Raw genomic sequence first — 13,830 nt, 5'->3', positions numbered from 1 at the left:
ATTCCCCCTTGACCTCCCCTCTCCACGGTGCCATAACCTCGACCGAACCGTACCGTACGGTTCCATCGACATTTACCAAACGAACCAGCCAAGACCGGACCCATGCCCGCTGCCGCCTATGACATCGCCACTTCCCGCCCGGACGCTGCGCCAGAATTCTCGCCGCGCCAGCAGGTGGTGCTGCAGCATGCGCTGACGCTTCTGGTCGAAGGTGGCGAAAAAGCCCTGACCACCGCCGGGCTCGCACGCACTGCGAGCTGCTCCAAGGAAAGCCTTTACAAGTGGTTCGGCGATCGCGACGGGCTGCTGGCAGCCGTCGTTGCCTATCAGGCCAGCCAGGTTCAGTTTCCTTCAGAAGCCGGCTCCACTGCCGATGCGGCAACCTTCCGCACCCATGTGACCGCTTTCGTCGAGGCGTTGCTTGGCGTTCTCTTTTCTGAGACATCGCTGGCGCTGAACCGGCTCTCCATCGGTCAGTCGAACACCAATTCCAACCGGCTCGGCCATCTGCTCCTTGTGCGCGGCAAGCACATGATTTCCTCGCGCGCACGCACGATGCTGGAGAGCGGTCGCCGCCACGGGCTGTTGAAATTCGACGATGCGGAAGACGCCTACCAGGTGCTCTACGGCCTCGCCTTGCGTGATGTTCATATCCGCCTGTTGCTCGGCGAAACCGCAAACGCGGCGGAGCAGGACCATAAATCGCAGGCCGAAACGGCCGTTGACCGTTTTTACCGCTTGTTTGGGGCTTGAGCCCAGACAGCGGATCCACTGGGGAACACCAGAGAAAACGAAGACCGGCCTCAAGCCGGCTTTCATGAGAAGACGAGAATGCATACGGGAGAAAGGAACCCATGCGCGTTTATTACGATCGTGACGCTGATCTCAACCTGATCAAGTCCAAGAAAGTCGCCATCATCGGTTACGGTTCCCAGGGCCGTGCCCATGCCATGAACCTGAAAGACAGCGGTGTCACCGACGTCGCCGTTGCCTTGCGGGAAGGATCCACCACTGCCCTGAAAGCCGAAGCCGACGGCTTCAAGGTCATGAATGTTGCCGACGCTGCCGCTTGGGCTGACCTGATGATGATGGCAACGCCCGACGAACTGCAGGCTGACATCTACAAGGATCACATTGCAGCCAACATCCGCGACGGCGCGGCCATTGCGTTCGCGCATGGCCTCAACGTGCATTTCGGCCTGATCGAGCCGAAGTCCACCGTCGACGTCCTGATGGTTGCCCCGAAAGGTCCGGGCCACACCGTTCGCGGCGAATACGAAAAAGGTGGCGGCGTGCCGTGCCTTGTCGCCGTTCACCAGGATGCCTCCGGCAACGCGCTTGATCTCGGCCTCTCCTATGCAAGTGGCGTCGGCGGTGGCCGCTCGGGCATCATCGAAACCACGTTCCAGGAAGAGTGCGAAACCGACCTCTTCGGCGAACAGGCGGTTTTGTGCGGCGGTCTGGTCGAACTGATCCGCGCCGGTTTCGAGACCCTCGTGGAAGCCGGCTATGCGCCTGAAATGGCTTATTTCGAGTGCCTGCACGAAGTGAAGCTGATCGTGGATCTGATCTACGAAGGCGGCATCGCCAACATGAACTACTCCATCTCCAACACGGCGGAGTGGGGTGAGTATGTCACCGGCCCGCGCATCGTCACAGACGAGACCAAGGCGGAAATGAAGCGCGTCCTGAAGGACATCCAGACCGGCAAGTTCACCTCCGAGTGGATGCAGGAGTACCGTGCGGGCGCTGCAAAGTTCAAGGCGACCCGTCGTCTGAACGACGCGCACCAGATCGAGGAAGTCGGCGAAAAACTGCGCGGCATGATGCCGTGGATCAAGTCCAACGCGCTGGTCGACAAGACCAAGAACTAAGCGTTTTGCAGATCAATGATACGGAAAGGCCGGGCAGCGACGCCCGGCCTTTTCTTTGTGAGCGTCCCTTAGGGAATATAGTCTCCTTAAATAGGATAACCCTGGACTAAGTGACTGAAATTCTCGTTTTTCCTAAAATTTTTCACAAAAAACTCTAATATATGTCCGAGTTTATGCGAAGACTTTTAGCAAATCTTAATATGCTCGCTTCAATTATACGCTCGAACCTCAGTAAGAATGTTTGAAGACAGTGCAGTCAACTACAGTACAATTTGATGAAAATTGACTGACTGATCCTAACAACTCCAAAATTATTTCTACGTAGGCTTCTTCATACGGTCGTTGACGCGAACCGGGTTTGGAGTACGCCTGCATGGATCTTTTGACACTTTTTTCGGCGAATTTGCTTCTGCTGCTGATCTTTGCCATTTCGTTTCAGGCAATGTCGTTGCGCGTGACGCCGAGCCTGCACTGGCGAAGCTGGGCAACGGCCAATGCTCTTTTGGCAGGCGCGCTGGTGTGTTTCGCTTTCGAGCGCGTGCTTCCCTCGATCGTCGCCTACCTGTTGCCGAACACCCTCCTCCTGCTCGGCTTCGGCTTTCATCTTTATGCCGCGCGCGTGCTCGCACGCCTGCCGAACAAGATGAGCGACGTCTTTGCGCCTGCCTTTGCCTACATGCTGGTCGGCCTGCTTGCCTATGTCCTGTCCAACGCAACCCTGGCTTATGTCGGCGGCAATGTGATCTTCACCATCTTGTGCGTCGCCACGATCTTTGCCTACACAAGCAAGAATTTCCACGGGCAGATCTCGGTCATCGGCCTGGTGCTGGCGTTCTTCTTTCTCGCCGCGGTCGGCGGTCTGCGCATCTATCACGGCCTTGCCGGTGACGCGCCGGCGGGTCCGGGCATGATCAACGACATGATGCAGGATCTTCATCTGATGAGCGCGATGCTGTTCGTCAGCCTGACCGGTGCGTTCTCAACAGCTCTTTCCTTCGAGCAGGTGGCCTTGCGGCACAAGGAAGCCGCGCGCCGGGATCCGCTCACGGGTGCCTATAACCGCCGGGAACTTCAGGCGCGCCTTGATGATCTGCTGCACCCGCCTTCCAAAAAGACCTTCGGGTTGGTGAATTTCGATCTTGACCATTTCAAGCAAGTCAACGACCGCTTCGGGCACCTGGCTGGCGACGCGGCTTTGGTGAAAGTGGTTGCCGCTGCCAAGGGTCAGCTTCGCAAGGATGACTGCTTCGCCCGCCTGGGCGGCGAGGAATTCGCAGTGCTTCTTCCGGATATCAGCCGAGAAAACGCGGCCAAGGTTGCCGACCGGCTACGCGAATGCATTGCCGATCTGCGCTTCGACTTCGCGCCACCCGACTTTCGCGTGACGGCGTCGGCCGGCATTTATCATGGAGACGGAAACGAGTTGGAGATGGAAGACCTTCTTCAGGTCGTCGACGAGAGCCTGTATCGCTCCAAGCGCAACGGCCGCAACTGCGTCACCTTTGCGGCCCCGTTGACCTCCGAGACTTAGGTCACATCCTGCAGCAGGCCCGCTCTTAGTATTAGAAATGGGCCTCAATCAGCCGCGCGACTTCCGTATCGCGCGCTGTTTCGCTTTTTCCGCCAATCACGACAACAATGAGCTGCTTGCCGCCCCGCCTTGCCGTTGCCACAAGGTTATAGCCGGACATGCGAATGTAGCCGGTCTTCAGACCGTCGACGCCCGGAACCTTGCCGAGAAGGTTGTTCGTCGCCTTGAAGGTACGGCCGTTATAGTTGAAAGACTTCGCCCTGTAGTAGCTGGCATATTGCGGAAACCGCCGTTTGAGCGCGAGACCCAGCTTTGCCATGTCCCGGGCGGTCGTGACCTGGGCCGGGTCGGGCAGCCCTGTGGCATTGACGAAGCGTGTTCTTGAAAGGCCCAGCGCGCGTGCCTGCTGGGTCATCTGGCGCGCGAACGCCTCTTCGCTTCCCGCAAGGTTTTCAGCAACGGCGACACCGACATCGTTGGCCGAGCGGACGGAAAGTGCCTGAGCGGCCTGTCGCACCGTGATGGTTGAACCTTCCTTTAGGCCGAGTTTCGCCGGTGGCTGTGAAGCCGCATTTACCGACACCGTCAATGGAGACGACAGCGAGTAACGGCCGTCGGCAACCGCCTCGAACAGAAGATAGAGCGTCATCATCTTGGTGAGGGATGCGGGAAATCGGGCTGCGTCGGCATTGACCGCGTAAAGCTCCTGACCGGTCGACGCATCGAGAACAAGGGCGGAAAAGCCCCTCTCCTCTGCTGTCGCAGGCGCATACCCGATGACCGGAAGCGAGGCGTTCTGGACGGGCGCCGTCGTGGCCGAGGAGGCAGCGGCCGGGGACGGTGGTGCCGGCTGCGTCGTCTGACATGCGGCCAGAAACACTGCCAGTAGCAGCGCTGAAATCTTTTTGAGTACCGCGCTTGAACGCATCAAACCTCTCACGAATTTAGTGCCGCCGGGCTCAGGCCTTCAAACGGTAGCCTGTCTTGAATATCCAATGCACCACCGCCAGCGATCCGAACAGGAAAACCATTGTTGCCACAAGTGAAAGCCAGAGGCTCACATCTGCCTGTCCATAAAAACTCCAGCGGAACCCGGAGATCAGGTAGACAACCGGATTGATGAGCGTCACGGTCTGCCAGAACTCGGGCAACATGTTGATCGAATAAAAGCTGCCGCCGAGAAAAGCCAGCGGCGTAACGATCAAAAGCGGCACGAATTGCAGCTTCTCGAAATTGTCCGCCCAGATGCCGATGATGAAGCCGAGCAGGGCAAAGGTGATTGCGGTCAGCAGGAAGAACGTAATCATCCAGATCGGGTGCTGAACCTCGATATCGACGAAAAAGTTGGCCGTGATCAGGATGATCAGCCCGACAAGGATGGATTTCGTCGCTGCCGCACCCACATAGGCGATCGTGATTTCCAGATAGGAAACAGGCGCGGAAAGGACCTCGAAGATCGTGCCTGTAAAACGCGGGAAATAAATGCCGAATGACGCATTCGAAAGGCTCTGGGTCATCAAGGACAGCATGATCAGTCCAGGCACGATGAACGCACCATAGCTGACGCCGTCGACTTCGGAAATTCGCGACCCGATGGCCGCACCGAAGACGACGAAATAAAGCACGGTCGAGATCACGGGGGATATCACACTCTGCATCAGGGTGCGCCTTGTCCGCGCCATCTCGGAGATGTAAATCGCTTTGACCGCTCCGAAGTTCATTGGCTACCTGTTTCCATCTTTGTTTCCGGCACCGTGGCCTTCCCGCCGTCCATTGTCAGTTCCATTCGCGGCAGCGTCCGTCCGGCGATGGAACCCGAAGGTGTCCGGCCAATCGTGCGAAAGCCCATGCGGGCATAAAACGGCTCCGCATAAGGGTCGGAATCCACACCGACCGTTGTCAACCCGATCGCCCTTGCCTTCCCGGCGAGTTGCTCAAACAGGCTTTTACCGACGCCCCTTCCCTTCCAGGCGGGATCGACAAAACATGTTTCGAGCTCTCCAACGCCGTCACCCTCGCTCGACAGCCTGATGCACCCGACGATCTGCCCGTCCGCTGTCTCGGCAAGCCAGAAATCGTTGCCGGTGATCCAGTCATCCAGGACACGCAGTTCGTCGGCACACTGCGCCATGAACGCGTCATCATATCCGTTGGACTGTTTGGAGCGCATGGAAAGGTCGGTCAGGGCGTCTTTGTCGCTCAACCTCGCCAGCCGGATGGAATAGTCAGCTGCCATGGTGCCTCACCGCTGCTTGACCAGATCGACGAATATGTCTTCAAGCGATGACTGGTCGGTCTGAAGATCCTGAAATCTCACCCCCGCCTCCGAAAGGTCAGTCAGAAGCGAGGTGATGCCGGTGCGTTCGGCATGGGTGTCGTAGGTATAGGTGAGCCGTGTCCCGTCGTCTTCGAGCAATAGATCGTAACGCGCCAGACTTTCGGGAACAGCGCTCAGGGGCTGCGTCAGGTTCAGGGTGAGCAGCTTGCGCCCCAGCTTGCGCATCAGTTCCGCCTTTTCCTCCACGAGGATGATTTCGCCCTTGTTGATGACACCAACCCTATCTGCCATTTCTTCGGCTTCTTCGATGTAGTGCGTCGTCAGGATGATCGTGACGCCGCGCTCCTTCAGCTCGCTGACAATGCGCCACATATCGTGGCGCAGTTCCACATCGACCCCTGCTGTGGGTTCGTCAAGAAAGAGAATTCTCGGTTCGTGGGAAAGAGCCTTGGCAACCAGAAGCCTTCGCTTCATGCCGCCTGACAGCGCCATGATCGGGTTTTTGCGTTTCTCCCAGAGCGTCAGGTCTTTCAGGATTTTCTCAATAAGGTCCTTGTCCGGCGGCAAACCGAAAAGACCGCGGCTCAGGGCGACCGTATCCCCGACGATTTCAAACGGTGCCGTCGGCATTTCCTGAGGCACAAGTCCGATGAGGCGCCGGGCCGCCCTGAATTCCGTCAACGCATCGTACCCGCCAACCTGGATGGTCCCCGAAGTCGGCCGGACAAGCCCGCAAATCGTGCTGATCAAGGTCGTTTTGCCGGCGCCGTTCGGACCAAGCAGCGCAAAAACCTCGCCCTCCAGAATATCCAGGGACACGGACTTGAGAGCCTGGAAACCACCATCGTAGGTCTTTTCCAGGTCGCGGACGGACAGTATCGGGGCCATGAAATTCAAACCGATTGAGTAATTTATTTGACCAGACGGCCAAACTGGCAGGGCAACCTCGCATGTGGGCAAGCCTGTCGCAAGATGCAAGCTTTCCGCATTGCATGGTTTGGCAACAAATGCCCTCACAGATTGTTTCCCCTCAAGAAACACTGCGTTCGTCCCGGCCCGCCTAGGTTTTCCGCGCTCAAACGCTATCTTGCGGAGAAAGCAGTTTCGGCAAAAAGGACCACATCGATGTCAATCCGTCCGGTCACGCATATCGGTTCAACGCAGCCAACCCTGGAAGGAGCGGGTGTCAAACTCGAACGGGTGTTCGGCTTTCAGGACCCTGAGATGCTTGATCCGTTCCTGCTGCTCGACGATTTCCGCAACGACCGGCCCGAAGACTATCTGGCCGGATTTCCGTGGCATCCGCACCGGGGCATTGAAACGATCACATATGTCCTTGCAGGCACGGTTGAGCATGGCGACAGCCTCGGCAACAAGGGCGATCTGGGTGCCGGCGACGTTCAATGGATGACAGCCGGACGCGGCATCATGCACCAGGAAATGCCAAAAGGAGATGCCAAGGGACGCATGCACGGATTCCAGCTCTGGGCGAACCTGCCGTCCTCCCTGAAAATGACCGAACCGCGCTACCAGGACGTCGCGGCGACTGACATTCCGGTGGTGACGGATGACGACGGCACGTCCGCGCGGATCATTTGCGGCGCGTTCTGGGGCAAACGCGGACCGGTGGACGGGATCGCGGCAGAACCGCAATATCTTGATATCCATGTCCCGGCAGGTCAGAAAAAGCGTTTCAAGGTAGACACTTACAAGCAAACTTTCGCTTATGTCTTTGAAGGCTCCGGCACATTTGAAGGGGCATCGGATCCTTTCGGGGTTTTGACCGAAAAAGAATTCGGCGGAGAGGAGCTGAAGATCCGCGACCAGACCGGTGACCGGACGCTCGTCATCTTCGGAACGGGTGATGAGATTGTTGTTCAGGCAGGCGAGGAAGGCATCCGTTTCCTGCTTGTCTCCGGCGCTCCGATCAAGGAGCCCGTTGCCTGGCATGGCCCTATCGTCATGAACACCCGCGACGAACTGGTCCAGGCAGTCACAGAACTGCAGAACGGCACGTTCATCCGGTGATGCATTCTCAAACATTGCTGCCAGCTGCAACGAAATGGCTTGGATTGCCAGATCAAGTCCCGCAATGACCTGAAAATGAGATTTTTGCTGGTGACGAGACTTCAATCAGCCGAGGTCATGCCATGGCCCGACCATGGCATCCATGCCGTTCGCTCCGCACCAAGACAGATCCGGCAAGTTCACGCATTCAGAAACCTTTTTAGGTCGTACCACTCGAGATTCATGCCTTCGATCAGGTCGATCTTCCATTTCCTGGGCCAGGACTTGATTGCCTTTTCACGTGCGATTGCCTGACCATCGATTGGATGTTCCTCATACCATACAAATCGAATTGCCCCATATCGCGCTGCGAATTTCGAACCATGGCCGTTTTGGTGCTCGAAGAGCCTCCTTACGAGATCGTTTGTAACGCCGGTGTACAGCGTTCCGTTCTTTCGGCTCGTGAGGATGTATACCCAATAGCGTTTCATGGAGGGATGGGAAACGACATGGATTGCAGGGTCAAACCCTGCAATGACTACGTGTGGCGTTTATGAAAGAAGCTTAAACTCACACCGCTCGGTCATGCCGTAGCTTGACCATGGCATCCATGCCGCTCGCTCTGAACCAAGACAGGTCTCGTCCAGGCAGTCGCAGAACTGCTGAACGGCACGTTCATCCGGTGAGAGAAAGTGGTGACCGATGACGTCTCGCTTGCGGATCAGTCGCACTTCTCGTCATTCCTGCGAAGGCAAGAATCCAGAAACAAGTGCCGGGCTTAGTTTGAAAAGCTTCTGTCTACTGGATCCCGGCCTTCCGGTTCGCGGCAGCCGGGATGACAAGTCACCACGTTTCAGCTTTCCGAGTTAGGCCGTGATTCTTGCGAAATCCCGGAATTTTCTGAAAGGCAGCTATTGGATCAAACGTTCCGCCTAAAATCACTCTCCGTATTGCCTTGTAACCTTCACAAAGTCTGGCTACCGCTGTCCTGACCTTTTTCAGCCCGGACAGCCATGCCTCTCAAACTTCGTCCCGCCATCACAGCCGACGCTCCTGCCCTGACGGATATTCTCCACCGCGCCAAGGCCTCGTGGGGCTATCCGGACGACAAGATGGCTGAGTTCGTCGAGGCCTGGCATATCCGGGAAGCGACCATCCGATCCTTGCAGGTCACCGTCGCAGAGCAGGACGGCATCCCGGTCGCGTTTTCGGGCGTTGCCCAACAAGACGAAGACACGCTTCTTGTCGACTATCTTTTTGTTGCCCCTGAAGTTCATGGTCAGGGGATCGGCAGCCTGCTTTTGAAACGCGCCGAGGACACGGCGCGGACAAAACGGCTGAAACGGCTTTATCTGGAAGCCGATACGTACGCTGGTTCGTTCTATGAGAAACGCGGGTACAGAACACTCGATACCCGCGCGAGTGAAATGTCGCCCGGCGACGACATACCTCTGATGGAAAAAGTGCTGCCGCCCAGCGTCTTTGAGGTCACGGGTCTCGATTTGCGGCTTTCCGGCAATCCCTGGCGGTTCGAACTCGAAAACGAACGAGAGATTGCAAGTTATTTCGAGAGTGCGAAGAAACGAATTGCGATGCTTTGGAACGGCCGCACGTTGAAGCTGACACGTTTCGAGTTTGAGGATGGCTTCTTGAAAGGGCAGTTCTCCGAGAGCAGTTATGCAGCCCACATCGCCTGGCGTGACTGGGGCGCTCCGGATGCGTCAGCCTTCAATCTTTTCGGCTCCGCGATTTTGCGCTCGCGCGACGGCGCACTGCTTTACGGAGTGATGGGCGCACACACGGCGACAGCCGGCATGATTTATCCCCCTGGCGGAAATCTCGATCTGAACGATTTGACGCCTGACGGCGAAGTTGACGTTTTGAGTGCGATCGACCGCGAGCTGGAAGAAGAAACCGGCTTGAAGGGCGCTGACATGTTGAAGGCAGAGTTGCTGGTCGCCTTCGACGGCCCACGCATATCGATCGCCCAGGTTTTTGACAGCGACAAGTCTGCAGCGGACCTCAGCGCGCAGATGCTCGAATTCTCGCGCGCATCCGACGAGCAGGAGCTTGCCGACATTCGCATTATCCGTTCGCATGCTGACCTTTGCGACCCTGCAACCATGCCCTTTGCGCGTGATATCGGGGAGTACCTCCTGCGGGAACACGAGGGTGACGTTGCGGCGGGCAGTCAATGATTTGTTCACCAAGAACAACCACTAAGGGCTGGCGGGACCCGCGAAGAAATGCAAAAGTCCGCTCACCTCAGAAACTCAATTCAGGCGTTCTTCCAAGGAGAAAACAATATGGGCCGCCGCTACGCGATCTTGGATGTCTTCACGAACACACTCCTCGCCGGCAATCCGCTTGCGGTGGTACTGGACTCCGACGGTCTGAGCGACGAGCAGATGCAAAAGATCGCAGCCGAGTTCAATCTGTCCGAGACGGTCTTCGTGTTTCCGCCGGAAAATCCGGGCCAGTCGGCCAGCATGCGTATCTTTACGCCAAAGGTTGAGCTTCCCTTCGCCGGTCACCCAACCGTTGGAACCGCCATTTTGCTGGCAACCGAGCGATTTGGCGATATCGACGGTGAGCAGGACGCGGTGGTGGTCCTGAAACAGAAGATCGGCACAGTGCGCTGTGCGGTTATTCTTCGACAGAACGCGGCAGCGTTCGCCGAATTCGATGTGCCCAACCTTCCGGAGCCGGCGGGTCCGACCGTGAATGTCGAGCTGATCGCCGCGGCGCTTGACCTGGAGCCAACGGACATCGGGTTTGAAAACCACGCGCCGTCGCGTTTCCGCGTGGGCCCGCCCTTCAATTTCGTGCCCGTCAGGGATCTGGACGCGCTGTCGAGGGCCAAGCCGGTCACGGCCATGTGGAAGGCCGGTTTCGGCAAGGACGATCACAACGATGCCTATGTCTACTGCCGGGAAACCCGGTCTCACGATAGCGCATTCCATGCACGTCTGTTCGCTCCGGAAATGGGCATATTAGAGGATCCGGCAACCGGCTCGGCAGCCGCCGCCTTCGCCGGCGTCGTTCATTTTTATGACGGCCTGACGGAAGGAACCCATCATATTCGCATTGAGCAAGGCTTCGAAATGGGACGCCCGTCGCTGATCGACCTTGGGATCGACATCGAAAACGGTGGCATGCACGCGGTCCGCATCGGTGGTCAGGCCACCCTTGTGGCTCGAGGCGAGTTGTTCGTCTGAAAATCCGCTGAATCAGCCATCATCAGGTTCGCTCACGGTGCCTTCTTCGACAGGCGCCTTGGACCGAGTGTTGAGGAGGCCCGGCAACACCACTCCGGTGATGATCAGCGCGCCGCCGATCAGCATGTCGGGCGTTATCTGCTCCCCGATGGCGAAATAGGCGATCACGAATGTAAAGACCACTGACAGAACGGCGAGAAGCGCCGCAGTGACGGTCGAAACTGTCGCCATGGCTTCGTACCAAAGATAGTAGCCGAGCGCGGTGGACAAGACTCCGAGCAGAACGAGGAACAGGACATCCGATGCGGTTGCCCCCAATGGATAGAGCAACAAACTGGGTGACAACACGACGGCGCTTGGCAACAGGATCTTCAACAGGACTTCCATGCGGTCCATTGTTGACTTGGTCTCTTTCACCGCCCGCGCACTTCCGACGATGAAGATCGCCCAGGAAATACCCGCTCCGAGTTCCCAAAAGTCTCCAATGAGGCTGTCACCTGCCCCGGCATCGAAGTCGTGTCGGACAGTCAGATAAACACCGGCGAGCGCCATGAAGGTTGCCAGGGCGTCGTACCATCGAACCCTTTCTACGCCCGCGGCAACAAGAAACAGCAGCACGAAAAATGGAGCTGTGTTCTCAAGCACCATGGCGTTTGTTGCGCTGGTCTGTTCAAGACCGATGTGAAAGGTGATGTAGTTCAGCGTGAAGCCGGCGCTCGCAAGCAGTGTGTACCGGTCGAACCGAAACAGGTTAAGGCGCCGGCCGGATAACTTGAGCATGACAAAAATGACGGAGCACGCAATCCACAAGCGGAACACCGCGATCTGAAGTCCGTGCAAGTCGGTTGTCAGATACCGCACGATCACGGAATTGGCGCCCATCAGGAACGCGGCGACAAAACCGAAAGTCAGGGCAATCGCATAAGTTCTTGTCATTGGAAGCTATCGTAGCGAGCGGAACGGGATGCGGCAATGACACCGGAACAAACCGGTAGCGCGGTGCGATGCAATCCGACAGGCAGCGTGACAAACTGACCGGCATCCTCAAACTGATTGATACAAGTCGCCCTATGCCGCGGGCTCCGCCAAATCGTGCGGAACTTCGGTCCGGTCCTTTCGCGGTGAAACGCCAAAAACCCTGGAATACTCGCGGCTGAACTGAGTCGGGCTTTCGTACCCCACATGATATGCCGCCTCTGCCACCCGCAGCCTTTCCCATTTTATCAATCGTCTGGCTTCGATCAGACGCAACTGCTTTTGAAACTGAAGCGGAGACGTCCCTGTGATCTCCCTGAAACTTGCGTGGAACCCTGAGACGCTCATGCCGGCGACGTCTGCAAGATCATCAACCCGCAGAGCTGCAGAATAACAACCCTTGATGACCGCAATGGCTTTTGAGATCCGCGCCGCATGACTGTCTTTTTTGGCAAGCTGGCGCAAAAGACTTCCCTGCTCCGAGACGAGCAACCAATAGTGGATTTCCTTCAGGATCAGCGGGAAGAGCACAGGTTGCGCCTCGTGCCGGTCCCGAAGATCGAACATGCGCCGCATCGCATCGACAAGTGGCGCCTCGGTTTCTCCACTTTGAACGGCAAGAGCCCGCTCATCTTCCAGAGCGCCTTGAGAAACGGCCGTCGCAAGTTCGTTGATCAGGTTCAGATCCAGCTCGACTGCCAACGCTACGTATGGCTCCCTTGGACTAGCCTTCACCACCTGCGCTTTCGCCGGCATATCCAATCCGACAACGAAGGATTGGAGGCGTGCGAACCGGACCAGCCGGTCGCCCAGCATGGTTTGCTTCTCGCCCTGGAGAACAAGGCAGAAAATGGGTTGATAGACCACAGGGTATACATAGGTCGGGCGCCGCTGACGAACTAAAGTCACACCGGGTAAGCCGACCGGAAAGGGATCTGATCCTGCGGCGCATAGATCAGCAAAATTAATGATTTCTCGTATCAATTCATCGATCTGCACATCTGTCTCCTTTCCGTTCTCTTGTTAATCCGCTGAGCTGGCAATGACAAGAAAGCGATGAAACAAATTAGAGAATCAGGCAGATTTTCTGGAGAAATTGGCAGGCAAATATCCCTATCACAGTCCATCTTTTGGTCATTCGGCAACACGCCAATCCAGGAGAGAAAACATGGCCACTATTCGAAAAATCGCGCTTATCACCGGCGGAAGCCGTGGGCTGGGACGCAATACTGCCCTTCACCTTGCCCAAAACGACATCGACACAATCCTGACCTACCGGACCGGAAAAACAGAAGCCGCAGCGGTCGTCCGCGAGATCGGTTCTGCTGGTGGAAAGGCTGCCCTGGTGCAACTGGACACGTCGGTAACAATGGGTTTCGAAGCGTTCGGCGTGCAACTGCAGGAACTCCTTCGAACGAATTGGCAGCGGGAAAGCTTTGACTATTTGATCAACAATGCAGGCTTCGGGCTCAACAAGCCGTTCGAAGAGACCTCAGAGGAAGACTTTGACCGGCTGATGAATGTTCATGTCAAAGGCGTCTTTTTCCTGACGCAGCGGCTGTTGCCGCTTGTTTCGGATGGCGGACGCATTTTGAACGTCTCGTCCGGCCTCGCCCGGTTCTCGTTGCCGGGATATTCGGCCTACGCGACGATGAAAGGCGCTATCGAAGTGCTGACCCGCTACCTCGCCAAGGAACTCGGACCGCGTGGGATTTCCGTTAACACGATTGCTCCCGGCGCGGTGGAAACGGATTTTGGTGGTGGTGCAGTGCGCGACATTCCCGAAATAAACAGGGCAATCGCATCGATGACCGCTATGGGCCGCGCAGGCAAACCGGACGATATTGGCGGCGCTATCGCAGCGCTTTTGGCAGGCCAGACCGCCTGGATGACGGGTCAGCGCATTGAAATTTCCGGGGGTATGAACCTGTAGCATGGACGCGGGGG

12 protein-coding genes and 2 pseudogenes are annotated in these 13,830 nt (G+C 57.1%); 7 read left to right on the top strand and 7 right to left on the bottom strand.

Annotated features, from left to right (window positions below; translation table 11 throughout):
* Nucleotides 1–102: 102 nt before the first annotated feature.
* The 3 genes and pseudogenes from RBB47_RS00070 to RBB47_RS00060 all read left to right on the top strand — a co-directional run bounded on the left by RBB47_RS00070 (nt 103) and on the right by RBB47_RS00060 (nt 3,405).
* On the top strand, nt 103–753 hold the full coding sequence (locus RBB47_RS00070) for a TetR/AcrR family transcriptional regulator (protein ID WP_305983667.1): 651 nt from the start codon (nt 103–105) through the stop codon (nt 751–753).
* Between the two features lie 89 nt (nt 754–842).
* A pseudogene (gene ilvC, locus RBB47_RS00065) lies at nt 843–1,874 on the top strand (ketol-acid reductoisomerase); the annotation flags it as partial.
* Between the two features lie 373 nt (nt 1,875–2,247).
* Nucleotides 2,248–3,405: a GGDEF domain-containing protein gene (locus tag RBB47_RS00060; protein ID WP_305983666.1), complete on the top strand. Its 1,158-nt coding sequence runs from the start codon at nt 2,248–2,250 to the stop codon at nt 3,403–3,405.
* Nucleotides 3,406–3,436: 31 nt separating this feature from the next.
* Here RBB47_RS00060 and RBB47_RS00055 read toward each other — a convergent pair whose 3' ends face one another.
* Genes RBB47_RS00055 through RBB47_RS00040 form a run of 4 tightly spaced genes read right to left on the bottom strand, consistent with a single transcriptional unit; the run spans nt 3,437 to nt 6,571 of the window.
* Nucleotides 3,437–4,333, bottom strand: coding sequence for a D-alanyl-D-alanine carboxypeptidase family protein (locus tag RBB47_RS00055; RefSeq protein ID WP_305983665.1), 897 nt, complete (start codon nt 4,331–4,333; stop codon nt 3,437–3,439).
* A 31-nt stretch (nt 4,334–4,364) separates the two neighbouring features.
* Nucleotides 4,365–5,126 carry an ABC transporter permease gene (locus tag RBB47_RS00050; RefSeq protein ID WP_305983664.1) on the bottom strand — a complete coding sequence of 254 codons (762 nt, stop codon included), beginning with the start codon at nt 5,124–5,126 and terminating at the stop codon, nt 4,365–4,367.
* Nucleotides 5,123–5,641 (bottom strand): GNAT family N-acetyltransferase, encoded by a 519-nt coding sequence (locus RBB47_RS00045; protein ID WP_305983663.1) that lies wholly within the window; start codon nt 5,639–5,641, stop codon nt 5,123–5,125. The genes RBB47_RS00050 and RBB47_RS00045 overlap by 4 nt, the downstream gene beginning before the upstream one ends.
* 6 nt (nt 5,642–5,647) lie before the next feature.
* Entirely contained in the window at nt 5,648–6,571 is a 924-nt protein-coding gene (locus RBB47_RS00040; protein WP_305983662.1) for an ABC transporter ATP-binding protein, read from the bottom strand.
* Nucleotides 6,572–6,808: 237 nt separating this feature from the next.
* On the opposite strand from RBB47_RS00040, the gene RBB47_RS00035 reads away from it, so the two are divergent.
* Complete coding sequence (locus RBB47_RS00035) at nt 6,809–7,711, top strand: pirin family protein (RefSeq protein WP_305983661.1); 903 nt, start codon at nt 6,809–6,811, stop codon at nt 7,709–7,711.
* 179 nt (nt 7,712–7,890) lie between these two features.
* Here the strand turns inward: RBB47_RS00035 and RBB47_RS00030 are convergent, their stop codons facing one another.
* Nucleotides 7,891–8,181, bottom strand: a complete 291-nt coding sequence (locus RBB47_RS00030; RefSeq protein WP_305983660.1) for a GIY-YIG nuclease family protein — start codon at nt 8,179–8,181, stop codon at nt 7,891–7,893.
* A gap of 522 nt (nt 8,182–8,703) precedes the next feature.
* On the opposite strand from RBB47_RS00030, the pseudogene RBB47_RS30975 reads away from it, so the two are divergent.
* A pseudogene (locus RBB47_RS30975) lies at nt 8,704–9,096 on the top strand (GNAT family N-acetyltransferase); the annotation flags it as partial.
* A gap of 900 nt (nt 9,097–9,996) precedes the next feature.
* Nucleotides 9,997–10,908, top strand: coding sequence for a PhzF family phenazine biosynthesis protein (locus RBB47_RS00020; RefSeq protein ID WP_305983658.1), 912 nt, complete (start codon nt 9,997–9,999; stop codon nt 10,906–10,908).
* A 12-nt stretch (nt 10,909–10,920) separates the two neighbouring features.
* On the opposite strand, the gene RBB47_RS00015 is transcribed toward RBB47_RS00020, so the two are convergent.
* Nucleotides 10,921–11,844: a DMT family transporter gene (locus RBB47_RS00015; protein ID WP_305983657.1), complete on the bottom strand. Its 924-nt coding sequence runs from the start codon at nt 11,842–11,844 to the stop codon at nt 10,921–10,923.
* Between the two features lie 132 nt (nt 11,845–11,976).
* Nucleotides 11,977–12,792 (bottom strand): AraC family transcriptional regulator, encoded by an 816-nt coding sequence (locus tag RBB47_RS00010; RefSeq protein WP_305984191.1) that lies wholly within the window; start codon nt 12,790–12,792, stop codon nt 11,977–11,979.
* 259 nt (nt 12,793–13,051) lie between these two features.
* Here RBB47_RS00010 and RBB47_RS00005 point away from each other — a divergent pair, with 259 nt between their 5' ends.
* Nucleotides 13,052–13,816, top strand: a complete 765-nt coding sequence (locus tag RBB47_RS00005; RefSeq protein ID WP_305983656.1) for an SDR family NAD(P)-dependent oxidoreductase — start codon at nt 13,052–13,054, stop codon at nt 13,814–13,816.
* Nucleotides 13,817–13,830 lie beyond the last annotated feature (14 nt).

The sequence above is a fragment of the Roseibium sp. MMSF_3544 genome (assembly GCF_030732845.1).
GTDB lineage: Bacteria > Pseudomonadota > Alphaproteobacteria > Rhizobiales > Stappiaceae > Roseibium.
This window is presented reverse-complemented; position numbering and strand designations above follow the sequence as displayed.

What these genes read in the sequence shown, in the direction of transcription:
- RBB47_RS00070 (WP_305983667.1), top strand. Translation starts at nt 103, where the DNA reads ATGCCCGCTGCCGCCTATGACATCGCCACTTCCCGCCCGGACGCTGCG.
- RBB47_RS00060 (WP_305983666.1), top strand. Translation starts at nt 2,248, where the DNA reads ATGGATCTTTTGACACTTTTTTCGGCGAATTTGCTTCTGCTGCTGATC.
- RBB47_RS00055 (WP_305983665.1), bottom strand. Translation starts at nt 4,333, where the DNA reads ATGCGTTCAAGCGCGGTACTCAAAAAGATTTCAGCGCTGCTACTGGCA.
- RBB47_RS00050 (WP_305983664.1), bottom strand. Translation starts at nt 5,126, where the DNA reads ATGAACTTCGGAGCGGTCAAAGCGATTTACATCTCCGAGATGGCGCGG.
- RBB47_RS00045 (WP_305983663.1), bottom strand. Translation starts at nt 5,641, where the DNA reads ATGGCAGCTGACTATTCCATCCGGCTGGCGAGGTTGAGCGACAAAGAC.
- RBB47_RS00040 (WP_305983662.1), bottom strand. Translation starts at nt 6,571, where the DNA reads ATGGCCCCGATACTGTCCGTCCGCGACCTGGAAAAGACCTACGATGGT.
- RBB47_RS00035 (WP_305983661.1), top strand. Translation starts at nt 6,809, where the DNA reads ATGTCAATCCGTCCGGTCACGCATATCGGTTCAACGCAGCCAACCCTG.
- RBB47_RS00030 (WP_305983660.1), bottom strand. Translation starts at nt 8,181, where the DNA reads ATGAAACGCTATTGGGTATACATCCTCACGAGCCGAAAGAACGGAACG.
- RBB47_RS00020 (WP_305983658.1), top strand. Translation starts at nt 9,997, where the DNA reads ATGGGCCGCCGCTACGCGATCTTGGATGTCTTCACGAACACACTCCTC.
- RBB47_RS00015 (WP_305983657.1), bottom strand. Translation starts at nt 11,844, where the DNA reads ATGACAAGAACTTATGCGATTGCCCTGACTTTCGGTTTTGTCGCCGCG.
- RBB47_RS00005 (WP_305983656.1), top strand. Translation starts at nt 13,052, where the DNA reads ATGGCCACTATTCGAAAAATCGCGCTTATCACCGGCGGAAGCCGTGGG.